We start from the raw sequence: 22,349 nt of genomic DNA, 5'->3' as shown, positions 1-22,349 counted from the left end.
TTGATGCGGATCATCTTGCCCTCGAGCCGCCCGAGTTGCTGCGGATAGTCGGTGGCCAGGCCGTTCTCGCCGTCGGTGGCGTAGAGGTAGCCATCCGGGGACGCCCGGAGACCCCCGGCGACGTGGTACCCGTTCCCGCAGGGCAAGGTCGAGTGGAGCACCAGCTCGCTGCCGAGCGTGTTGTTGGCAAGGTTGAACGTGAAGCGGGAGATGCGCTGGAAGCCGCCCCTCTGTGGATTGCTGCCCGGCGTGTAGAGCACGTACACGTAGGGCTGCGTGGGAAAGTTGGGATGGAGCGCCAGCCCCAGCAAGCCCTGCTCTTCGAAGTTCTGCACCGACAGCGTGAGCGCGGTGGTCAGCGGCAGCGCGCCCGTCCAGACCTTGATCCGTCCGCCGATCTCGCCAATGAAGAGCCGGCTGCCATCCCTGGACCAGGCCAGCGCGACCGGACTCGAGAGAACGCCGGTGCCACCGATGAACTGCGTGTCGGTGAAGTTCGCGGGATAGGCGCGGGCCTTCGCCGGGAATCCTGCGAGCGGGGCGCCGAGGGTGAGGATGAGGATCAGGAGCTTGGTGGTGTTCGCGACGGCAGCCAGGCGGGGAGTCATACGTCGCTTCCTCTTCGGGTCCGTGTAATCGACTTTTGCTCTCGGGAGTGCGTGACCGACGTGAGGGAGCTGCGGCAGGAGCCGCAGGGAACGGGTCTCGCTTCAAGCAAGCTACACCCCGGCCGATCAGCGGGTCACGGGGTTTCCGCTCGAATCACTGCGCAGGTGTTCAACAATCCGAGACGTTCAAGCCTCGACCCACGGCGATTCCCGATCAGGACCAGCCTTCGTCGGCGGTGGGTCCGTAGATCGACGGCAGCGGAACGTCCACCAGCCGCAGGTACACGCTGAGCTGGCCGCGATGATGGACGAGGTGATTGATGGTCTGGCGAACCACCACACCTCGCGGCAGCGTGAAGAACACGCGATCGCCCGAAGCCAGCGACCACGTCACCGAGTAATCCTCTTCACTCGCTCGCTCGAGCGCCATGCGCGCCTCGCGCACGTGACGATCGAATTCCGCCAGCAGCGTGGGGGTGCTCTCGAGGCTGTAGGGCGCCGCCGCGATCAAGTCGAGCCGGGTCTCCTTCATGATCTGCGTGATCCATCCCGGCATGCGTGAGATGAGCTGCGCGAGGTGGCCCATGGAGAACGACTTGGGGTGCGGCTTCCACGTTCCTCGATCCGACGGCACGCGCTCGAGAAGGCGGCGAGTGGTCGACATCTCCTGATCGAACTCGGGAAGCAGCGCGGCGGACAGGTTCATGGGAGCCTTTCGCGGGACCGCCTCCGGCGTCGCCGCAATGGACAGGTCGGAAGGAACGGCGAGCACCCTACGAGCGTTTCAAATGTTCGTCAACGATCACGGCTTCCTTGTAGCTTCTTCACTGTCTCGGCACCTCCTACCTGCATGGATCGCGGCCTCCAGACCCGCGCGGCGCTCCAACTTCCTTTCTGGATTGGCCATAGAACGTCCCCCAATTCCTGGCACCGGTCTCGCATTGGAAGCGCCGTGATGCGCGGCGGCCGCTGAACCCGATTCCGCGCGCACGTCCGGAGTGTTTCAGGAGGTTTTTCACATGGCCAGGAAGCGGCAATCGAAGAACGTCATGGCGGAAGCCAGACAGAACGTCGTCGGCGCGCTGGAGGGCGCGGGAGACGTGGCCGGCGCGGTGGTGGAAGGCGTGAGCGGAACGCTGGCGCAGACGCTCAGGACCGCGCGTGCGGCGCAGGAGGAAGTCTCGGGTCTCGTGGTCGAGACCGTGGCCGGAGCCGTGCACGGCGTCGCGGAAGTGGGCGTGGAAGTCGGGGACGCGGCGAAGTCGATCATGATGGGCGCCATTCGCGGCTCGCAGCAGGTGGGCCAGGCGACACTGGACACCGTGACCGGCAGCGCCGGCGCCGTGGTGCGCGGCGTGCACGATCTCGGCGGCGACATCGGCTATGCCGCCAAGGGGACGGTCGAGGGCGCGATCGAAGCGGCGCGCGACCTCGGCATGGAAGTCGAGGAGACGGCCTCGGCGGCGGCCTCGGGCGCGATCCGCGCCGCGGGTGAAGTCGGCGCCGAAGCGGTCGAGCAGGTCCAGAGAGTCGTCACCGGAACGATCGACGGCGTGAACGTGGTGCTGAAGGACCCCAAGCGCAAGGAACCGCGCGAGCGCGTCCAACGAGCGAGGCATTGACCGCCTCTCGAACGAAGGGAGCGATCATGATCAAGACTCGAATGGTGAAGCGCTGGACGGCCATCGCGCTGATGCTGGGCTTTGCGGTCGCCATGGCGCCGCAGGCTGGCGCGGCGACGTATTACGGATTCACGGTGGGCGTGAACAACGCGCCGCCTGCGCCCCGCGTCGTGCTGGGCACGCGGCCGGATCTCGTCGCGATTCCCGGGACGCTGGTCTACGCGGTCGACAACACGGACTACGACGTCTTCCGCTACAACGGCAGGTACTACCTGTACAACGACGGCTACTGGTACCGCTCGTCGAGGACCAGCGGGCCGTACATGGTGGTCGACGTGCGCTCGGTCCCGCAGCCGATCCTGCGCGTGCCGTCGAAGTCGTGGAAGAGCCACCCGCACGGCGGGCCTCCGGGACAGATGAAGAAGAAGGGCCGCCACTAGAGAAACTCGAAGGCGGTCCGGGCGGCCGGGGAGAACAATCCCCGGCCGTTGCTGTTGTATGCTCCTGCCATGTTCCGCGCCTCGATCCTGCTGACCGTCCTGCTCCTCCCCGCGGCGCTTCACGCCGCGAATGCGCCGGCGAAAGCTCCGTCCACCTCGCCGAGGATGAAGGTGATCTCGACCGCGACCGAGCATGCCTATTTCGCCATGGGCTGCTTCTGGTGCGGGGAGAACGACTTCGAGGGAAGGCCCGGGATCAAATCCGTCGTTTCCGGCTATACCGGTGGCCGCGAGAAGCATCCGACCTACGAGCAGGTCTCGTCGCACAGGACGGGACATTTCGAGGCCATCGACATCGCCTACGATCCCGCCCAGATCTCGTACGCGAAGCTGCTCGACATCTTCTGGCACAGCATCGATCCCACCCAGGGCGACGGCCAGTTCTGCGACATCGGAAAGCACTACCGCTCCGCGATCTTCTATCGTGACTCCACCGAGGCCAACGCCGCGTACGCGTCGAAGCGGGCGCTCGAGAAGTCCGGCGTGCTCAAGAAACCGATCGTCACGATCATCCAGCCGGCCGGCGTCTTCTGGCCCGCCGAGGACTATCACCAGAACTACTGCCAGGTGAATCCCGAGCGCTACAAGAGCTATCGCGAGGGATGCGGCCGCGACCGGCGGCTCGCGGAGATCTGGGGAAAGTCGGCGGCCAAGCCGACTGCCCATTAGCGTCGGGTCTGCCTCGTCGCGCTTCGCGGATGACGCCAGCGCCCGCCCGCGGCGAGAGGCTCGCCATCCCGACCCGGAATGACGGCCCCGCCGCGGGCGTCGCGTCTACAGCGGACAGATCACGAAGATACAGTTGTTGTTGACGATGCTCTTGCAGCCTTTGACGCCGGTCCCGGTCCCGCAGAACTTGACGCCGTTCGCGCTCAGGCAAGCGCGCTGGCACGCCGGATCGGGTCTCGGCTTCGGCGGAATCACTTCGTCGTCCTGTGCGAAGGCGACGCTGGTCCCGAGCGCGGTGCCATAACGCGAAGGTTGCGACGTCGGAGCCATGGTCAGACCGAGGGCCACGACCGTGGCCACCAGCGCCAGGAGAATGAACGTACGCATGGAGGTTTCCTCCTCCGGCCCGAAGCTTTCGCGGAGCGAAGGGCCGGGCTCGCGCCGCGCACGTGGAGGAGTTCCCCACGCGTCATTCTCTCGTCAGCGCCGCGCGCCCTGAGTTTCCTCCGCAGCGCGCGATGCCGTGATCCCTCTCTTCCCGTGCGCCACGAGCGGAAGCCGGTCCTGGTAGACGAACGCGTCCGAGTGCTCGGGCGTGTGACAGGACACGCAAACCCGTTCCGGGACCTCGCGGGCGATCCGGCCGCGAATCGGGTCGCGCGCGTGCGCCGCCCCCGGTCCATGGCAGGCCTCGCACTGCACGTCCGCCAGCTCTCGCGAATCGGAGCGATAGCCGTCGGGGGTCCCGAACCCAACGACGTGGCAGGCCACGCACCGCGGCTGGTAGTGGCGGTGCGCGTCGAGCAGCGTCTTGAAGGCGTCCGCGTGCGCCGTGGTCTCCCACTGGGCGGTCTCCGACGGATGACAGGACGCGCAGGCCTGCCTCCCGGCGTACCCGCCCCGTCGCTCGGGATCGGCCGCGTCCGGAATCTCGACATGGGCGGTCGTCATGGTCCGGGTGACGGTGGTGTAGAAGCGATCCAGCCTCGCGCGCACCACGGGGTCTTCGCGCACGTCGTCACCGAGATCGAACGGCTCGACCCGCGCGTCGACGACGCGACCGTCCATGCCGAGACCGAGATCGAGGGTCTCGATCCCGTACTCGCCGAGGTCCGCGTAGAGGACGAACGCGCGATCGAGAAAACCCGATGACGGGCTCAGGCTCGAGCCCGCGCCGTTCGCCGTCAGCTCGCCACGGATGCGGTCGGGGCTGGTGACGATGACATCCACCTCGGGGCAGGTCCGGGCGATCTCGCGGACCGCGCGATAGGAAAGCTCCCCGAGAACAATGCAGAGATCGGACGAGGGCGCGCCGGCCAGCGCGGCCCGCACAGCCGCCACCGGGTCCTCGATCTCCAGCGAGTCGAGGCTCGCGTCGAGGCGCGAAGGCCGCTGCAGCGGGAGGGCGGGCTCGAAGACGCCGACGATCCGCGCGCGCACACCGTCGCGCTCGACGACGCGCGCGGGAGGAGCGAGGGACTTGCGCGAGTGACGAAGGTTGGCGGTGGTATAGGGAAGAGCCGACCCGGTTCCGAGCGTCGCGAACAAGGAAGGGCCACGAGCGAGATCGGACCATCCCGGCGCGAGCGCGTCGTAGCCCATCGACCGCATCGTGCCGAGATAGAGGTGGAGCTCCGCGCGCGCGAGCTCGTCGAGCATCGGCATCTGGCCCGGATCGCCGAACGACGATCCCGCGTCGACCAGTAACAGTCCCGGAAAGCGCGCGCGCAGCTCGGCGACGCGGCGGGCGCGCTTGGCGACGCCGCCGGCCTGGTTGACGCGGCACCCGCATGGCTCGAGATAGCCGAGCGTATGGCCCGTCGCCGCGAGGCGCACGCGTTGCACCGGCACACCCGTGATCGGGGAGACCGTCTGCATCTCGGCAGGATCCCGGTCGGCGGAGACGTCGAGCAGCTCGCGGCCTCTCACGTACCGGGCTCGAAATGCCGCGACGCGCTCGCGGTCTTCGGGATCGAACGCGGACCAGAAGGAGCGGACGTGATCGTGGCGAGCGGCGCGCGCCAGCGCCGCGGCGAGCCGCGAGCGCCCAGGATCGTCTCCGGCCAGATCTCGATCGAGACGCGCGAGCACGTAGGGGCCGGCCTCCTCGACCGCCGCGACCTGGCCCTCGGCCGTCGGGAACGGAGTGCGAACCCGCTCGAGGTCGAGATCCTCGCGCATCGTCTCGGGAAGCATCGCGTAGCGATAGGCGAGCACGCGATCGAGGTCGGCCCGCGACACGCCGCGGGCGCGGGCCACGGCTCTCTCGGCCAAGAGATTGCGAAGGGCAGGCGCGAGCCAGCTCTCGTCCAACGCGTCGAGCTCGAATCGATGCGGCCGTGACAGGACGTAGGCATCCGCCAGAGAGAGCGCGATCCCTCGGAGCCGCGTGGTCGTGAGCGGCGAGGCGCCGCCGCCCTGGCCACTCCCCCAGGCCGCGCCGGTCGGCGTTCCGAGGTCGTCGAGCGTGGGGGTCGCGATCACCGTGTAGGTCGCGCCCAGAGGCCGCCGCACCTGGTCCGCGAGGTCGGTGGCCACGGCGCGGGCCTGTGCGACGATTCGCGTCCTTTCCGAGCCCGGGATCGACGCCTCGCTCCACACTCGGTAGCGCGTGGCGCCGACCGCGAAGGAGTCCAAGGCGAAGCGGCCGAATGCGAGCGGCGTAGCCAGCAGCTCCTCGAGTCCTCCGGCGACACGCTGGGGAGCCGTGCCTCGCCCGGGCTCGAGCCACGGTGCGATCGCGCGTTGCTCAGCGGGCGCGTCGAGGCGGATCATGACGGCCTTCACCCGCTCGAAGGACGACGGCACCAGGAACAGGTCGCGGCCCGCCAGGAGCGACCACGACGGTCCTATCGCCGAGCTCTGCGCCTCGGGTTTCATCGAGCCTTCGGCCCGCGGCGCGGCGGTCACGCGGTACCGCACGCGCGCGACGCCGGAAGCGGGGGCCACGACGCGCCAGCGAGGTGATGAGCCGGCCGGCATCTCCTGGACGACGGAAAGGCTTCGGCCTTGCCGATCGAGAGCGCTGACCTCGTCGATGCCTGGCCCCCCCGCGAGACGCAGTCTCGAAAACGTGGGGGTGTCGCCGGGGCCGGCGCCGCGCCACCGCATCTCGACCTCCATCCCGGTGGGCGAATGCGTCACCGTGTACTCGAGCCGCGTTCCAGGGCGCGAGGCTTTCCACGCGAGAGTCGATGGAAGGATCAGGAGCAGTGCGCCGAGGAGGAATCGCGCGGGACGTTTCGAGCGGGACAAAGCCATGGCGTGAAGAAGACGGGCCGGAGCCTCGTCGAGATACCAGTCGTGTCGAACACGAGGCGCGCGTTCCCGCTAAGATGGGCGGCCATGACGGAACGTGAGGGGCTCCTGGCGCGCGCCGTGGCGGGCGAAGAGTCCGCATGGCGCGATCTGGTCGCCCGTTATCAGGCCCTGGTCCATTCGGTGATCCGCGCGCACCGGATCGCGGCCAGCGACGGAGAGGACCTCTTCCAGGAGACCTTTCTCAGGCTCCATCGCCACGCGGGCCGCATCGAGGATCCGCGCGCGCTCACGCGCTGGCTCATGGTGACCGCGCGGCACCTGTGTCTCGACCATCTCGCGCGACGGCGGCGGGAATCCCTCACGGCCGAGCCTCCTGACCTTCCGGATCCCGGTCCTGAGCTGGAAGCCGTGCTCGAGCGCATGGAACGGGCCCAGGAAGTGCGCGAAGCGCTCGCGACCCTCTCACCACGTTGCCGGGAATTGCTGCGGGCGCTCTACTACGAGCGTGAAGAGCCGGACTACCGGCAGGTCGCCGGCCAGCTCGGGATGCCGGTGGGAAGCGTCGGACCGACGCGCATGCGATGCCTCGAGCGGCTGCTCGAAGCGCTCGACTCCAGGCGGCGGAAGGGGCGCTCGGCATGACGCGTGTATCCGGCAAGGCGCTCTCGTCGTCCGTATCCAGGAGCGGTGACCGATGACCGACCGTGATCACCTGACCTGGGGCGAGCTTCTGGACATGCTCGACGATGCGGATTCCAAGGGCCGACCTCGGAGCCATCTCGAGGATTGCGAGCCATGCCGCGGGCGGCTCGAGAAGCTGCGCGGTTGGATGGAGGCGCTGCCGGAAGCCCTCGATCCCGGAGCGCCGGACGTGTGGCGTCACCGGGCGGAGCAGCGCGCGGTGCCCCGCGGTTTCCTGCGCCCGATGTCCGGCACCTATGTGGCTCACGTCGTGTTCGACAGCGCGGAGGACGTGCGCTCGGGAATCCGCTCGACGGGCTCGGGGCCAAGGCAGTGGCTGCTGGCCACCGAGCGGCTGGAGATCGAGGTCGCGCTGAGCCACGAAAGCGAGCCGGCCCCCTTCGGCGTCAGCGGCCAGATCTTCTCGGTGGCCGGTGAGCCGCCGCCGCTCGGCGGCTGCCTGGTTCGACTCGAGGTCAGTGGCCGGACGCGGGACGAGACTCGGAGCGAGCCCCACGGGGAGTTCAATCTTCGCGAGCGTCCAAGCTCGCCCTTTCACCTCGTCGTGGTCGGGGATGGCTGGGAAGTGTCGACTCCGGAATTGACGCCATGACTCTTTCCGTTGCCTCATGGCGCCATGGGCCACGCGGAATCGCCCCCCGACGCGCCGCCACTTGACGCGCACCACGCCGCCGATTTCTCCAAGCCTCTCGACCTCGCGCAGGCGCTGGCCCTCGGCGACAGGCTGAGCGAGATCGGCCGCGCCGACCGGAAACGGGCGCTGCGGCTGGCGCGACGCTTCGCGGCCGCCGCGGGGCGCTTCCGCGATGATGCGGTTCTGGGTGTGGCGCGCCGGGCCCGAGCCCACGCGCTGCGCGGACTCCATCGCTATGGGCCGGCCCTGCGCGATTACCAGGCGGCCCTGAGCGCCTTCGAGCGAGCGCGCAAGCCGCTGGAGCGCGCGCGCACGGCGATCGGAATGATCGACGTGCTCACCCACCTGGGACGAGACGAGGAAGCCATCGGACTGGCCGCGGACGCTCGGCGCGTGTTCCTGCGGATGGGTGAGGAGCGGCGCGCGTCACGCCTCGACGTGAACCTCGCGAACCTGCACCTGAGACGCGACCGCCCGGTGCGCGCCATGGCGCGCTACCGCGCCGCCGAGCGCGTATTCGCCCGCCGCGGGGACACGATGGATCTGGCGCTCACCCGATTCAACATGGCGAACCTCCTCACGGAGATCGGGCGCCTGCGAGACGCCCTGCCGCACTTCGAATCGAGCGCCGCGCTATGGGCGACGCGGGGATCGGAGAGCGCCAAGGCGCAGTGCCGGCTCGCGCACGGCGCCGCGCTGGCGCGGCTCGGCCGCTACGACGAGGCGAGCCGGCTGCTCGAAGCGGCGCAGCGTGAGGCGGACGCGCTCGAGGAGCCCATGCTCCAGGGGATGGCCGCGGTCGCACGCGGCCGGATCGCGCTCGACCTCGGACGGTGGGTCGCCGCGGGCCCCCTGTTCGACCGGGCGATCGAGCGCTTCGAGCGCGCGGCCCCGCTGTGGGAGCAAGCCGAGGCGCACGTTCTGCGCGCGCGCTGGCACGGCCGCGCCGCTCGGACCGACGCGGCCATGGCGGACCTCGAAGAGGCGGCGCGGCGCTTCGAGCGGATCGGCCAGCGGTCACTCGCGGCGTGGACGCGTCTCGAGAGACTCCGCCTGCTGCACCTCCCGCCGCTGGCCACGGACGTGCGCGCCCGAGCGCGCGCCGCGGTGCGCCACTTCGACAAGGCGGGGCAGAGAGTGTTCGAGGCCGAGGCCCGCCTGTGGCTGGCCGAGGACGCGGCGGCTCGCGGCGACGCGAGCGTCTCTCGGCAGCTGGATCGGGTGCGGGCGATCCTGAGGCGTCACCCCGATCCCTGGCTCGAGCAGCGCTGGGCGCTGGTCTCCGCACGCGCCGCACGAGACGAGCAAGTGGCGATGGAGCGTCTCGAGCGGGCGGCGGCGATCGCCGACCTGTTGCGCGCGCGCATCCCGACCGAGACCTTGCGGGCCAGCTTCTCGGTCGACCAGGCCGAAGTCGCCGAACAGGCGATCGAGCGGCTCTCCGCCTCGGACGCTTCGGCGGAGCGCGCGTTCCTGTGGTCGGAGCGCGCGCACGTGCCGCGCCTGCGGGTCGCCGCCGCACCCGACCCGCGCGTGGCACGTCTCGAGTCCGCCCTCGAGCTGAGGGTGGAGCTCGACCGGCTCGACGCCCGGCCGGCGCGCGATCCCGGGCGGCGCTCGGCGGTGGTGGCGCGGCTCCAGCAGATCTACGAGCGCCTGCAGATCGAGACGTCGCGGCAGGCGAGGCAATCGCGGCTGGGGCCGGCCGAGGTCGCGAGACTCAGGCGCGCGCTCGCCGCGGACGAAACCCTGATCGAATACTTCGTGGGGCGGCGCGCGATCCACGTTTTCGTGATGGGTGGAAAGCGGCTCTCCCACCGGCGCCTCGACGCCGCTCCCGAGACGCTCCACCAATGCGTGTTCAGGCTCCGGCGCCTCTGGGACCGCTACGCCCTCGAAGGCGAAGCTGGCACCGAGCGCCGCGACGCGCTGCGCGCCACCGAGGACGAGCTGCTCGCCACGCTCTCACGCGCGCTGCTCGAGCCGGCCCTCGCGCTCCACCCCTCGGAAGGTCCGCTGACCGTGGTCCCTCACGGCTGGCTGCGCGACCTTCCGTTCCACGCCCTGCCGGCCTCCGGCCGGCCGCTCGGCGAGCGGCGAGAAACGACGTATCTGCTGAGCGCCCGCGACCGTCTCTACGGGGAGATGGTCCAGCCTCCCGCATCCGGTGCGGCTTTGGTGGCCGGCATTGCCTCGGCGGAGGCGCCGACCGCCGAGCGCGAGGCCCGCGAGGTGGCCGAGTGCCTCCCGCATGCGTGGCTCTTGTGCGGGGCAGAGGCGAGACGGAAGGTCTTCCGGGACCGGTGGGGTGGCGCGCGACTGATCCACGTGGCGTCGCACGGAGTGCGGGACGTCGAAGAGCCGAGGCTCTCCGGCATCGGCCTCTCCGACGGGCGATGGACGGCGTTCGATGTCCTCGAAGCCGGAACTCGGGCGCGTCTGGTGGTGTTGAGCGGTTGCCGGACCGGGGACGCCGTGGTTTGGGGAGGAGACGAGGCGTTCGGTCTCCTGCCCGCGTTGGTGCAATCGGGCGCACGCGCGGTGCTCGTCAGCCTGTGGTCGGTGGGGGACGAAGCGGCGCGCTCATGGATGCGATTGTTCTACGAAGCGCTGGCTTCGGGTCGCTCCCCGATGCGAGCATGGATGCACGCGTCAGGACGGATCCGGGCCGAGCGAGGTTCGGCCTACACCTGGGCTCCGTTCGCCCTCTATGGGCGGCCCTCTCCGAGCGAGGCACTCTCATGATTGGCCAGGCTCCTCTTCGCGTCGCGGCGGCCGTGTGTGCGGTCGCCGTTCTCTCGTCCTGCGGCTCCATGCAGCGTCCGACGGATCCTTCGGGCACGTCATCCTTCGCCCGTGGGATGGCCTCGCTCCACCGCATCCAGCCGGGAGGCGTGGTCGAGGGTCAGGCGATCGTGACCCTGAAGTTGGGGGCGATGTTCTCGGACTTCCTGGCCCGGCACGACCTGGTCGAGGTCGAGCGCGTGGACCTCGAGGGAACCCTCTATTACCTCGTCGCAAGCACCAGCCAGCCGGCCGTCGAATTGGTCGAGGCTCTCCAGAACGACAAGGACGTCGAAGAGGCGGACTTCAACCGTTACCTCCAGGCGCCCGAATACGAAGGCACTCCGATGTCCTTCGACGACGAGGATGGCAAGCTCACCGAGGCTCACTACGCCTCTCAACCCCAGCTCACACGCATCCATTTGCAGGAGGCGCTGGCGACCTCGCAGGGCGACGGCGCCCACGTGGCGGTGCTCGACACCGGCATCGACAGGTTCCACCCCGCTTGGGGAGCCACTCCGATCGTCATGGGAAAGGACTGGTCGGTGCATCCGCATGGTCCTTCCGCGGACGAGACCGCTGACGACAAGGATTTCGACGATGACGGCGATCCGCACGAGGCGTACGGCCACGGCACGCACGTGACCGGGATCGTCCACCTCACTGCGCCGCACGCGACGCTGATCGCCGTGCGCGTCCTGAACGACGACGGCTGGGGCACGGCGTTCGGCCTTGCCGCCGGGATCAATGACGCGCTGGAGCTGGACGCGCAGGTCATCAACATGAGCCTCGGCCTCACCCACGACGTCGGGGTCGTGCGTCGCGCGGTCCAGGTCGCCACCAACCAGGGCGTGGCGCTCATCGCCTCCGCCGGCAACCAGTCGTCGAGCGATGGCCAGTACCCTGCGGCCTATCCGGACGTGTACGCGGTGGCCGCGGTCGATCCCGGCGACAAGCTGGCCACGTTCTCGAACTACGGCACGCACATCGACGTGTCGGCGCCGGGCGTGGGCATCGTGAGCCTCTATGCGCGGGCTCCTGGTCGCGGGCTCTACGCCTCCGGCGGCGGCACCTCGATGGCGGCGCCCTTCCTGGCCGGCGCGGCGGCGCTGCTCATCGCGGCCGACCCCGGAGCGGATGGCCGCCACGCGACCGAAGCCGTGAAGATGAACGCTCCTTCGGTCGACGGATTGAACCCCCTGTTCGCGGGCATCATGGGGCGCGGCCGCGTCGATCTGTACGCGGCGCTTCCGCACAACGAGATCTCGCCGCCGCCCGGGGACGAGCCCACGCCGGTCGCGCCCGCGCCGGGGGGGCCGGTCAAGCCCGCCTTGCAACCCCGCTCGCGTTAGGTGATCGCCGCGCTTGTCGCGGGAGTCCCGGCGTTGTAGGACTCCCGCGTGAGCGATCTCCCTGAAACCGCCGAGCACGTGCGCCGGACGCTGCGCGAGCGCGGTCTCGATCTCGACGACGTGGCGGAGCCGATCGCGCCCGGGGTCGACAGCCTGCGCGCCAGGATACGCGCCGTGGCCGACCGGCTCGGCGTGGACGACGCGCCGCGCCCGCCCCGCGCGCGCGCGCGGCGGTCTTGAGCGCCGCCTTCCTCCCGGCGGCCGAGCTGGCCGACCGCTATGCGCGCCGCTCGCTCTCGCCGGTCGAGGTGACTCGCGAGCTGCTCGAGCGAATCGATCGACTCGATCCGCAGCTGCGCGCGTGGATCACCCTCACGCCCGAGCGAGCGATGGACCAGGCCCGCGCCGCCGAGGCCGCGATCGGTCGGGGCGAAGCGCCGAGCCCCTTGTGCGGCGTCCCGGTCGGGATCAAGGACTTGATCGACGTCGCGGGAGTGCGCTGCACGTCCGGCTCCCGGGTGCGCGCCGATCACGTGCCGAAGCGCGACGCGTTCGTCGTCGAGCGACTCGCCCGGGCGGGCGCCGTGTGCCTGGGAAAGCAGAACCTCCACGAGTTCGCGTACGGGGTCACGAGCACGAACGAGGCGTTCGGCGTCTGTCGCAATCCCTGGAGCATGGACCGCGTGCCGGGCGGGTCCAGCGGTGGCGCGGGCGTCGCGCTCGCCGCCGGCATGACGCCGCTGGCGATCGGCACCGACACCGGCGGCTCGATCCGCATCCCGGCCGCGGCGTGCGGCGTGGTGGGGCTCAAGCCGACCTTCGGCCTCGTCAGCCGTCGTGGGGTGTTCCCGCTCGCGTGGTCGCTGGATCACGTCGGACCCATGGCGCGCACCGTGGCCGACGCGGCGGCCCTGCTCGCCGCGATCGCCGTGCACGATCCTGAAGACCCGTGGTGCGCGGAGGCGCCGACCGAGGGATTCGCCGGCGCGACCGATCTGCGCGGGCGTCGATTCGGACTGCTCGGCGCCCCGCTCTTCGCGGATGCGGAGCCCGTCGTGGCGTCCGCGGTCGAAGAGGCGGCGGGAACGCTCGAGAGCCTCGGCGCGCTTCGGGTCGACCTCGACACCGCATCGCTTCAGCATGCGTACACGGCCTTCCACGCCATGCTCGCCACGGAGGCGAGCGCGATCCACGAGCGCACGCTTCGAGAGAGGCCTCGAGAGTACTCGGCGCTCACTCGCCAGGCGTTGGCGCGCGGCTTCATGGTCTCCGCCGTGGATTACGTTCACGCGCGCCGCGAGCAAGCCCGTGTCCAACGCTCGCTCGAGCGGATGCTCGAAGAGGCCGAGGTGCTGATCGCTCCCAGCCTGCCCCGCACGGCGCCGCCCATCGGCGAGCCGATGTCGCGCGAGCCGGCGGAGGCATGGAACCGATGGATGCCGCCCTTCAACCTCTCGGGGCATCCGGCGTTGTCGCTGCCCTGCGGCTTCGATCGCGAGGGCCTCCCGATCGGACTGCAGATCGTTGGCCGGGCCTTCGAGGACGGCCGTGTGCTCGGCTGGGGAGCCGCCTACGAGCGTGAGACGGACTGGAACCAGCGGCGGCCTGCGGGGTTCGAGAGAGAGCAGACGCGAGCGGTTGACCTTTGATGCACCCCGTCTTAGCTTGCGCGCACATGCATTCCATCCTTCCTCGGCTCTCGCTGTGCGCTCTCCTCCTCGTCGGAACCGGCTGCTCGCTCAAGCGCATGGCGGTGAATGGCGTCGCCAACTCGCTCTCCGAAGGAGGCGACGTCTTCGCGCGTGACGACGATCCCGAGCTGGTGCGTGACGCGCTTCCCTTCGGCCTGAAGACCATGGAGTCGCTGCTCGAGACGGTGCCGAAGCACCGCGGCCTCCTGCTCAGCGCGTGTCAGGGCTACACGCAGTACGCCTACGGCTTCATCCAGCTCGAGGCGGAGCGCATCGAGCCCACCCATTATGAAGAAGCCCAGCGGCTCCAGGGTCGCGCGCTCCGTCTGTTCCTGCGCGCGCGGGACTTCGGCGTGCGCGGCCTCGAGGTTCCGCACAAAGGCCTCGCGAGCCGGCTCTCGGTGCGCCCGGACTCGGTGGTCCGCGTGCTGAAGAAGCAGGACGTGCCATGGATCTACTGGACCGCCGCCTCCTGGGGATCGGCCATCAACCTGGGCAAGGACCGGCCGGAGCTGACCGCCGACATCGAAGTCGTGAAGGCGCTCATCCAGCGCGGGCTCGAGCTGGACGAGACGTACGAGGAGGGGGCGCTCCACGAGGCGATGATCCTGATGGAAGCGCTGCCGCCGGCGATGGGAGGCTCTCCCGAGCGCGCACAGCGGCACTTCGTGCGCGCGGTGGACCTCTCGCGCGGCCAGCGCTCGAGCCCGTACGTGACGTTCGCGCAGAGCGTGTCCGTGGCCTCACAGAACCGCAAGGAATTCCGTCAGCTTCTCGAGAAGGCGCTGGACATCGATCCGGACAAGAACCCGAAGCGCCGGCTCGAGACGCTGATCCTCCAAAGCAAGGCTCGTACTCTGCTGGCGCGCCAGGACGAGCTCTTCCTCGAATCCGACACCACCTCCGCGGAGGAATCCCGATGAGACTCGTCGCCGCGCTGTTTGTCGTGGCCCTCGCTGTGCTGCCGGCGCAGGCCGATGCGCAGGCTTCCGGAAACGTCGTGAAGCTCGCGACTCTGGTTCCCGACGGCTCGGTGTGGGACAAGGCGCTGAAGAGCATGGGCGCCGAATGGACGTCCGCCACTCAGGGCCGGGTCTCGCTACGCATCTATCCCGGCGGGGTCACCGGAGACGAGCCCGACGTGGTGCGCAAGATGCGCATCGGCCAGATCCAGGCGGCCGCGCTCACGCTCACCGGACTCACGGACATCGACGAGTCGTTCCGCGTGTTCGGGATCCCGATGTTCTTCCAGAGCTATCCCGAGCTGTTCCAGGTCATCGATCGCATGGAGCCGGAGTTCAAGAAGCGCCTCGAGGCGAAGGGCTTCGTGCTGCTCAATTGGGGCCATGGCGGATGGGTGCACTTCTTCACGCGCACGCCGGTCAAGACCATCGAGCAGCTCAAGAAGCTCAAGATCTTCGTGTGGGCCGGCGACGATCTCTCGGTGCAGATGTGGAAGGCGAATGGGTTCAACCCCGTGGCGCTGGCGGCGACCGACATCCTGCCCGCGCTCCAGACCGGGATGATCGACGCGCTGCCTTCGCCTCCCCTGGCCGCCAATCTGCTCCAGTGGTATCGCAAGGCGCCCTACATGGCCGACATCGGGCTCGGTCCGCTCGCCGGTGCCTTGGTCATCACCAAGTCGGCATGGAACAAGATCTCTCCCGCGGATCGCGCGGCGATCCTCGCGGCCTGCGAGAAGACGGAGACGCGCCTCGAGCGCGAGATTCCAGGCCAGGACTCGACCTCGGTGGTCGAGATGGGCAAGCGCGGCCTCACCGTCGTCCGCATCGCTCCGGCCGAGGCCAAGGTGTGGCGCGCCACCGCCGAGTCGTTCGCCACCCAGCTCCGCGAGAAAGCGGTGCCCAAGGACATCCTCGACCTCGCCGTGCGCGAGCGGGACATCGTGCGCAAGGCCGGACGCTAGACGCGTCGTGAGCGAAGCCGCCCACCAGGCTCTCCACGCCGAAGATCGGCCTCGGCCTGGCCGGCTTTCGTCCGCGCTCCACACGATCGAGAGCGGCGCGCTCATCGTCGCGTTCCTCGTCTCGATGCTGCTGCCGCTCATCGACGCCATCGGGCGTCCGCTCGGCAACTTCGCGATCCCGGGCTCCCAGTCCTACCGAGGCCAGCTCGTGCTGTGGCTCGCCTTCGTGGGCGGTCTTCTGGCGACTCGCCACGGGAGCCACCTCACGCTCTCGAGCGCCGAGGCGATCGGCAAGTGGCACCTGCGCAACGCCGCTCGCCAATTCTCCTACTCGGTGGCGGCGGCGGTGTGCGCGGTGCTGGCCTTCTCCGCCTGGGGCGTGGTGAATGCCGACCGCCAACAGGGGCAGAAGCTGACGATCGGCCTTCCCGTCTGGGTGAGCGAGTGCGTGATGCCGGTGTGTCTGGGTCTCATCGCGCTTCGCCTGGCCTGGAACGCGTCGAATCGCTGGCCCGGGCGCCTCCTGGCGTTCGGCAGCATCGCCGCGGCATTCGGGCTCGGTCTGGTCCCCGCGGCGGGACCTTCCGTGTACGTGCCGCTGCTCGCGGTCATTCTGCTGGCCGCGCTGGTCGGAGCTCCCGTCTTCGTCGCGATGGGAGGCATCGCCCTGCTGCTGTTCTTCAAGGATGCCGTGCCGGTCTCGGCCGTGGTCGCCGACGTCTATCGCCTCATGGTGTCTCCCACGCTTCCGGCGATTCCTCTGCTGACGGTGTGCGGCTACGTGCTGGCCGAGTCGAAAGCCGCCGATCGGCTGGTGCGGTTCTTCCGCGCGTTCTTCGGGTGGATGCCCGGCGGCGTGGCGGTCCTGGTCGCGGCGGTGTGCGCTTTGTTCACGACGTTCACCGGCGGCTCCGGCGTCACGATCATGGCGCTGGGCGGGCTCCTCTATCAGATCCTGCGCAGCGCCGGGTACTCGGAGCGGTTCACGCTCGGCATCGTGACCGCGGCCGGCAGCCTGGGGCTGCTGTTCCCGCCGAGCCTGCCCGTCATCCTCTACTCGGTCGTGGCCAACGTCCCGCCCGATTCCCTGTACATCGCCGGGTTCGTCCCCGGATTTCTCCTGGTGGTGATCGTGGCGCTGTACGGGATCCAGGTGGGCTGGAAGGTCGAGACGAATCGTCAGCCGTTCTCGCTGCGGGAGGCGTGGCAGGCCACCTGGGGCGCCAAGTGGGAGCTGTCGGTGCCGGTCGTGGTGACCGCGCTCTTCGCCACCGGGCTCGCCACCATGGTCGAGGCGGCGGCGGTCGCCTTCGCCTACGCCGTCGCGATCGAGTGCTTCATCACCCGGGACATCCATCCGCTGCGCGATCTGCCGAGGGTGCTGGTCCACGCCGGCATCCTGTGCGGATCCGTGCTCATCCTGCTCGCCAGCGCCCTCGGCCTCACCGGGTGGCTGGTCGATGCCCAGATCCCCGATGCGCTGCTGGCGACGGTGCAGGCGCACATCACCTCACCCCACGTCTTCCTGCTCGTTCTCAATATCGTGCTGCTCGTCCTGGGCAGCGTGCTGGAGATCTACTCGGCGATCATCATCCTGGCGCCGCTGGTGGCGCCGATCGGGGCCGCCTTCGGAATCCACCCCGTCCATCTGGGCGTGGTCTTCCTCGCCAACCTCGAGCTGGGCTTCCTGTTCCCGCCGGCGGGGCTCAACCTCTTCCTTGCCTCTTCACGCTTCAACAAGCCGCTGCCTCAGCTCTATCGTGACGTGCTGCCGTTCCTGCTCATCCTCGGGATCGGAGTGCTGGTGATCACGTACGTGCCGCAGATGACGACGGGAGTGCTGAAGCTGCTCGGCAAGGAGTGAAGAGGACGTTTTCCGCGGATCGGTCAGCGCGTGACCGGGTTGTCCACCGCCAGGGCCAGGCGCCACTTCCCCTTCTCCCGGCGCCAGACATCGAGGAACACACTGGTGTCGGGCCGAGCACTCGCGCGAATTCGCTCGCGCACACCGTACGCGTAGCCCAGATCGCCTGACCGCGACGCGCCCACGCCGCCTGGCGTCCAACGCGCGCGGCCATCGCCCAGCAGCACGCCGCTGGACGCGTCGATCCCTTGCACCGGGGCCTTCCCTTCGCGGGTGAGCCGCACGTCCTTGGCGGCCACGGCCGCGAAGGCCTTCTCGAGGCCGTCCCGCTCGGCGGACTTGGAGAACCGCCTCTCCGCTTCGAGGATCTCGCGCTCTGCGGCCTCGTGCCGATCACCCTTCGAGCCCGGCTCGTGCACGGGGCCGGCCTGGAACGCCCCGCTGCCCACACCCGGCTCCATCTTGTCGTGCGAGCCGCCGATGTCGACCGCCACTCTCCATCCGCCGGACGTGAGGCGCCACACCGAGTGGAAGTGGCCGTGGACGGTCGGACGGTCGGCCTCGGGAGGCGCGCGCAGCTCGAAGGGTCCCGTCGTGTAACCCATATCCCCCGCGGCCGAGACCTCGGCGAACGCCGGCTCCCAGATCAGCGTGGCGGTGGGCTTGGGACTCGGCGACCACACCGACTTCCCGTTCACCGGCAGCGGCTGGAAGACGATGCCATCGTCGGCGAGGTTGGCGAGGAATGCGTCGCGCATTCCTTGCTCCACCGACATCCTGGAGAACGCCACCTCGGCCTCGACCATCGAGCGCAAAGCGTCGGAGCCTTCCGACACGGTGACGGCGGCGAGCACCACGACTGGGAAGAGCGGAACGAGCACAGGACCTCCTCGCGCACGCGGCCGGGAAGGAGTCCACTCTAGCCGAAACCGCCCCGCGGCGTGACTGGACCCCGGAAGGCTTTGCGTTAGACTTCCGGGACGTTCCCAACGAGGAGGTTCCATGCGTGGCTCACGCTACTTCTGGCTTACGGTCGCGGCCCTGGGGCTGGCATCCGCCGCTCCGGCGAAGCATGCGTCCGTCCTGCCTTTCATCCATGACGACTACCCCCGGGCGCTGAAGGAGGCGCGGGCCCGCAAGCTGCCCATCTTCATCGAGACATCGGCGCCCTGGTGACACTCGTGTCGCTCGATGAAGGCGTTCGTCTTCACCGACGCCTCGCTCGGGCGACATGCCGGACGGTTCGTCTGGCTCGGCATCGATGGTGAGAAGGCGAAGAACGCCGCCATCGTCCGCAAGCTGAAGATCGCCGCGTATCCGACCCTCTACGTGATCGACTCGAAGAACGAGAAGGTCGCGCTTCGCTGGATCGGCGGCGCCACGCTGCCCCAGCTCCACAAGCTGCTCGATGACGGCCATCTCGCCGTGGCCGCTCCGCGCACGGAGCTGGACGCCGTGCTGGCCCGCGCCGACAGTCTGTACGCCGCCGGAGCCGATTCGCTCGCGGCATCGGCTTACCAGCAGGCCCTGGCGGCCGCGCCCAAGGACTGGCCGCAGTATCCGCGCGTCGTGGACGCCACGCTCTTCGCGCTCAGCCAGAGCGGTGACCCGGCGCGCTGCACCGAGCTCGCGAACGAAGCCATGGCCCTGCAGGTGGGAACCACTTTCGGCGCCAGCGCCGCGGTGACCGGGCTCAATTGCGCGCTCCAGCTCCCCGCGGAACATCCGAAGCGCAAGGAGATGATCGCGGCGTTCGAGGCTCGATGCCTCGAGGACGTGAAGAATTCCGCCATCCCGCTCTCGACCGACGATCGCTCGGGCATCTACCTGTCGATCGCCGATGCGCGAGAGGACGCCAAGGACGAGGAAGGCCGGCAGAAGATCCTGGCCGAGTGCTCCGCTCTGCTCGAGAAGGCCGCGGAGACGGCGAAGACGCCGGAGCAGCGCACGGTCTTCGACTCTCACCGGCTCGCCGTCTATCGGGAGCTCAAGCAGCCCGAGCGCGCGATCCCGATGCTGCAGCAGTCGGAGCGGGATTTCCCGAACGACTACAACCCCCCGGCGCGGCTCGCCATCGCCTATCTGGACATGAAGAAGTACGACGAGGCGCTGGCGGCTTCAGGCAGGGCGCTGTCGCTGGCCTACGGGCCCCGCAAGCTGGGCTTCTACACCACGCGCGCCAACATCCATGTGGCGCGCGGCGACAGTGTCGCGGCGCGGGGAACGCTGGAGCAGGGCATCAAGGAAGGCGAAACGCTGCCCGATGGCCAGCGCCCCAACCGCGCCATCGCGAACATGAAGAAGCGCCTCGCCGACATGGGAGGGGGCGGAGGCACGGCTTCGAACTGAGCTCGACCGATGGAGATCCCCTAGCGCGGCGCGATGCGCCGATAGGTGGTCTCCATCACCAGCTCTTCGGCGCCGTTGCGGATCCCGTAGATGGAGACGACGTGCCGGCCGTCGTCGATCCAGCGGGTGACGACCTTGAGCTCCGCGTCCTTGCCATCCGGCCCCTTGCCCTTGCCCTGCATCGTGATCTCGTGGGCCGCGGTGTCCACGGTTCCTTCGAAGGTCTCGATCACCTTTGCGTGATCGTCGGCCCACAACGTGACGTACGCGGTTTTCTTGCTGTCGTACCCGGTCAAGCCGTACCTCTCGATCGGCTGATTCATGAGCACGCCGCGGGTGCGCTGCTCGAGGAATCGGCCGTTGGAGACGAGCTTGTTCTCGGAGGTTCCTTCGGTGATGGTGGGCTGGCCAGGCTCGAGCCAGGTCTTCTGCACCGTCCTCCAGGATCCTTCCAGCGGCTTGAGCGCTTCACGAGCCCCTCCCGCGGCGGCGCCCTTCATCATTTCCGCCATCTGCTCTTCGAGGGATGAGCTCCAGGTCTTCTTCGCCGGCGCCGCGCCGAGGCCGCCGCCGCAGCCTGAAATCCAGGCCACGGCCGTGAATGCCGCGATGGCGAAAGTGACCATCGGAGTTCGGATCGAGATCTTCATGGAGGAGCTCCTGGACGAGTGGATGCCGCACGATGTGCCGAGAGCCTAGCACTCATGGCCTGGTGCCGGGGATCGGGGCCGGAAGCGGGATCGAGGAGTGTCCGACGTGGCAACCCAGACAGCGGCTCACCGAGCCTGGAGCGCCGGCGTTGAAGCCGGCGACGTGCGCCGGTCCGTGGGCGGAGATCATCACCTGGCCATGGCGGTCGACGAGCTGCTCGAAGAGCGGCACGTCGGCCGGCAGTCCTCGCGCTTCGATCGATCCATCGGCCGCGAGTGGAGTCTCGCGAATCAGGATCGCGCTGTCGGCGTCACCGTCCGCGCCGATGAGAGGCGCCGCGTAGAAACGCAGCTTCGCCCCGCTCACTCGGGGAGGCGCGCCGGGCACGTGGCGCGTCTCGCGGAAGACGCCGAGCGACTTGTAGGTGAACGTGCCGCGCGGCGAACCGCCGATGACCGCCGGCTGCGCGCTCAGGCGCTCGCTCGGAACGCCGCGCAGCCAGGGAGCGGGCCGGGCCACGACCGGCGCGGGGTCGAGCTCGAGCGTTCCGGGAAGATCCACCAGCACCCAGGGCGCGAAGAGTCCTTCGTCGTCGACCACGTAGATTCCGAAATCACCACGCGCTCCCGGGCTGTAGGCGAATACCACACGGCCATCCGGCAGCCCCGCGGGCGAGCAAGCCGAAGGCGCCGCGAGGCCGACCGCGTCGCCGTACGAATGGCGCGCGGAGTCGGCGATCGCCGCCCCCGCCAGGCGCTCGGCATGTCCGACGCGGCCTGGAAAGCGCTGGAGGCCGAGTGGCCCGGAGCTCGGCCACAAGCCGAGATTGAGCGCGTAGACGCCGACCGGCGTCTGGTCCGCAAGGAACGCCGGCTGGTACGCCATGGTCGCCCGGCGTGACCCGAGTCCGCCAAAGGCGAGGCGGAGTCCGTCGACCCCGATCGCGACGGCTTCCCACAGATTGACGCTGTCGCGCGGCAGCGCTTCGGTCGCGATGCTCGCGAGCCCGGCGGGCCCGGCCTGGAAGCGGTTGAACCACCAGCGCGCGAACACGATCTCCCCGCGCTGCGGATCGAGCGTGGGCTCCTCGGCGCCGTTTCGCTCGGACGTGATGCGGCGCGGAACCCCGAGCGCGCTCCCCTTGCGTGGGAGATCGAGCACGTAGAGATTGCTCACCGGCACCTGGGAGTACTGAGCCATGAGCGGATACCGGGTGCTGGCGAAGCAGATGCTGCGCTCGCCGATCCAGCACGGATCGAAGTCGTCGTACCGCTCGAAGCGCGAGGGTCGCTCGAGACCAGGCTCGGTGCGGGTCAGCGCGCGGAGCCCCTGGCCGTCGATGCCGATCTGATAGATGCGCCAGCCGCGGTCGCCCTGGCGCAGTCCGGCAAAGGCGACCCGTCGGCCATCGAACGAGACGGCGGGATCGGCGACGTCGAACAGCGCCCCTTCCGGCAACAGCTCGCGGATCTTTCCATTGGCTTCGCGCACCATCAGACGGCCGCCGGGCGCGACCGTCCGGCCGATGGGGCCGAGCCCGGGGACGAGCCTCGGATTTCCGGGAACGGGGTTGCGCGACACGAAGACGATCGCGGGAATGGGACGCGGCCCGTAGCCGAACATCGGACCGTAGCCCGGCAGCCTCGCGAGCGAGCGCCCGGAGCCCGCCGAAGCGGCGCCGAGTGCCGTGATCGCGACGAGCGCGGCCACGCCCCACGCCGAACATCGGTTCATG

21 protein-coding genes are annotated in these 22,349 nt (G+C 69.3%); 14 read left to right on the top strand and 7 right to left on the bottom strand.

The window, feature by feature from the left end:
• Positions 1 to 608: PQQ-dependent sugar dehydrogenase (locus VFQ05_15920; protein HET9328255.1), on the bottom strand; the 608-nt coding region annotated here is incomplete at its 3' end.
• 214 nt (positions 609 to 822) lie between these two features.
• Positions 823 to 1,314, bottom strand: a complete 492-nt coding sequence (locus VFQ05_15915) for a DinB family protein (GenBank protein HET9328254.1) — start codon at positions 1,312 to 1,314, stop codon at positions 823 to 825.
• 313 nt (positions 1,315 to 1,627) lie between these two features.
• Here VFQ05_15915 and VFQ05_15910 point away from each other — a divergent pair, with 313 nt between their 5' ends.
• The 3 genes from VFQ05_15910 (at position 1,628) to msrA (ending at position 3,399) form a co-directional block, all read left to right on the top strand.
• Positions 1,628 to 2,230, top strand: coding sequence for a hypothetical protein (locus tag VFQ05_15910; GenBank protein HET9328253.1), 603 nt, complete (start codon positions 1,628 to 1,630; stop codon positions 2,228 to 2,230).
• 26 nt (positions 2,231 to 2,256) lie between these two features.
• Positions 2,257 to 2,670 (top strand): hypothetical protein, encoded by a 414-nt coding sequence (locus VFQ05_15905; GenBank protein ID HET9328252.1) that lies wholly within the window; start codon positions 2,257 to 2,259, stop codon positions 2,668 to 2,670.
• Positions 2,671 to 2,739: 69 nt separating this feature from the next.
• A complete protein-coding gene (gene msrA, locus VFQ05_15900; GenBank protein HET9328251.1) occupies positions 2,740 to 3,399 on the top strand; it encodes a peptide-methionine (S)-S-oxide reductase MsrA in 660 nt (219 codons plus the stop codon).
• Between the two features lie 105 nt (positions 3,400 to 3,504).
• Here msrA and VFQ05_15895 read toward each other — a convergent pair whose 3' ends face one another.
• A complete protein-coding gene (locus VFQ05_15895; protein HET9328250.1) occupies positions 3,505 to 3,786 on the bottom strand; it encodes a hypothetical protein in 282 nt (93 codons plus the stop codon).
• Between the two features lie 93 nt (positions 3,787 to 3,879).
• A complete protein-coding gene (locus VFQ05_15890; GenBank protein ID HET9328249.1) occupies positions 3,880 to 6,543 on the bottom strand; it encodes a multiheme c-type cytochrome in 2,664 nt (887 codons plus the stop codon).
• A 201-nt stretch (positions 6,544 to 6,744) separates the two neighbouring features.
• Between VFQ05_15890 and VFQ05_15885 the strand changes: the two genes are divergently transcribed.
• The 9 genes from VFQ05_15885 (at position 6,745) to VFQ05_15845 (ending at position 17,614) form a co-directional block, all read left to right on the top strand.
• Entirely contained in the window at positions 6,745 to 7,302 is a 558-nt protein-coding gene (locus VFQ05_15885) for a sigma-70 family RNA polymerase sigma factor (protein HET9328248.1), read from the top strand.
• Between the two features lie 52 nt (positions 7,303 to 7,354).
• Positions 7,355 to 7,954 (top strand): hypothetical protein, encoded by a 600-nt coding sequence (locus tag VFQ05_15880; protein ID HET9328247.1) that lies wholly within the window; start codon positions 7,355 to 7,357, stop codon positions 7,952 to 7,954.
• Positions 7,955 to 7,978: 24 nt separating this feature from the next.
• Positions 7,979 to 10,741: a CHAT domain-containing protein gene (locus VFQ05_15875; protein HET9328246.1), complete on the top strand. Its 2,763-nt coding sequence runs from the start codon at positions 7,979 to 7,981 to the stop codon at positions 10,739 to 10,741.
• A gap of 68 nt (positions 10,742 to 10,809) precedes the next feature.
• Positions 10,810 to 12,132 carry a S8 family serine peptidase gene (locus tag VFQ05_15870; GenBank protein ID HET9328245.1) on the top strand — a complete coding sequence of 441 codons (1,323 nt, stop codon included), beginning with the start codon at positions 10,810 to 10,812 and terminating at the stop codon, positions 12,130 to 12,132.
• Between the two features lie 48 nt (positions 12,133 to 12,180).
• Positions 12,181 to 12,372, top strand: a complete 192-nt coding sequence (locus VFQ05_15865; GenBank protein HET9328244.1) for a hypothetical protein — start codon at positions 12,181 to 12,183, stop codon at positions 12,370 to 12,372.
• The gene (locus VFQ05_15860) at positions 12,369 to 13,781 is read left to right on the top strand and encodes an amidase (protein ID HET9328243.1); all 1,413 of its coding nucleotides are present in this window, start codon (positions 12,369 to 12,371) and stop codon (positions 13,779 to 13,781) included. Before VFQ05_15865 ends, VFQ05_15860 begins: the two co-directional genes overlap by 4 nt.
• Positions 13,782 to 13,807: 26 nt before the next feature.
• Positions 13,808 to 14,746, top strand: coding sequence for a TRAP transporter TatT component family protein (locus tag VFQ05_15855; protein HET9328242.1), 939 nt, complete (start codon positions 13,808 to 13,810; stop codon positions 14,744 to 14,746).
• Positions 14,743 to 15,750 (top strand): TRAP transporter substrate-binding protein DctP, encoded by a 1,008-nt coding sequence (dctP, locus tag VFQ05_15850; protein HET9328241.1) that lies wholly within the window; start codon positions 14,743 to 14,745, stop codon positions 15,748 to 15,750. The genes VFQ05_15855 and dctP overlap by 4 nt, the downstream gene beginning before the upstream one ends.
• A 7-nt stretch (positions 15,751 to 15,757) precedes the next feature.
• Positions 15,758 to 17,614: a TRAP transporter large permease subunit gene (locus tag VFQ05_15845; GenBank protein ID HET9328240.1), complete on the top strand. Its 1,857-nt coding sequence runs from the start codon at positions 15,758 to 15,760 to the stop codon at positions 17,612 to 17,614.
• A gap of 23 nt (positions 17,615 to 17,637) precedes the next feature.
• On the opposite strand, the gene VFQ05_15840 is transcribed toward VFQ05_15845, so the two are convergent.
• Positions 17,638 to 18,495 (bottom strand): nuclear transport factor 2 family protein, encoded by an 858-nt coding sequence (locus tag VFQ05_15840; protein ID HET9328239.1) that lies wholly within the window; start codon positions 18,493 to 18,495, stop codon positions 17,638 to 17,640.
• A gap of 121 nt (positions 18,496 to 18,616) precedes the next feature.
• Between VFQ05_15840 and VFQ05_15835 the strand changes: the two genes are divergently transcribed.
• Positions 18,617 to 18,790 (top strand): hypothetical protein, encoded by a 174-nt coding sequence (locus tag VFQ05_15835; protein HET9328238.1) that lies wholly within the window; start codon positions 18,617 to 18,619, stop codon positions 18,788 to 18,790.
• Positions 18,791 to 18,805: 15 nt separating this feature from the next.
• Positions 18,806 to 19,963, top strand: coding sequence for a hypothetical protein (locus VFQ05_15830; GenBank protein ID HET9328237.1), 1,158 nt, complete (start codon positions 18,806 to 18,808; stop codon positions 19,961 to 19,963).
• A gap of 20 nt (positions 19,964 to 19,983) precedes the next feature.
• Here the strand turns inward: VFQ05_15830 and VFQ05_15825 are convergent, their stop codons facing one another.
• Both VFQ05_15825 and VFQ05_15820 read right to left on the bottom strand, forming a co-directional pair.
• Positions 19,984 to 20,613: a DUF1579 family protein gene (locus VFQ05_15825; GenBank protein ID HET9328236.1), complete on the bottom strand. Its 630-nt coding sequence runs from the start codon at positions 20,611 to 20,613 to the stop codon at positions 19,984 to 19,986.
• A gap of 52 nt (positions 20,614 to 20,665) precedes the next feature.
• Positions 20,666 to 22,348, bottom strand: a complete 1,683-nt coding sequence (locus VFQ05_15820; GenBank protein HET9328235.1) for a hypothetical protein — start codon at positions 22,346 to 22,348, stop codon at positions 20,666 to 20,668.
• Between the last annotated feature and the right edge of the window lies 1 nt (position 22,349).

The organism is Candidatus Eisenbacteria bacterium, from assembly GCA_035712145.1.
GTDB lineage: Bacteria > Eisenbacteria > RBG-16-71-46 > RBG-16-71-46 > RBG-16-71-46 > DASTBI01.
The sequence above is the reverse complement of the archived record's forward strand: the minus strand, read 5'-3'. Positions and strand labels throughout refer to the sequence as shown.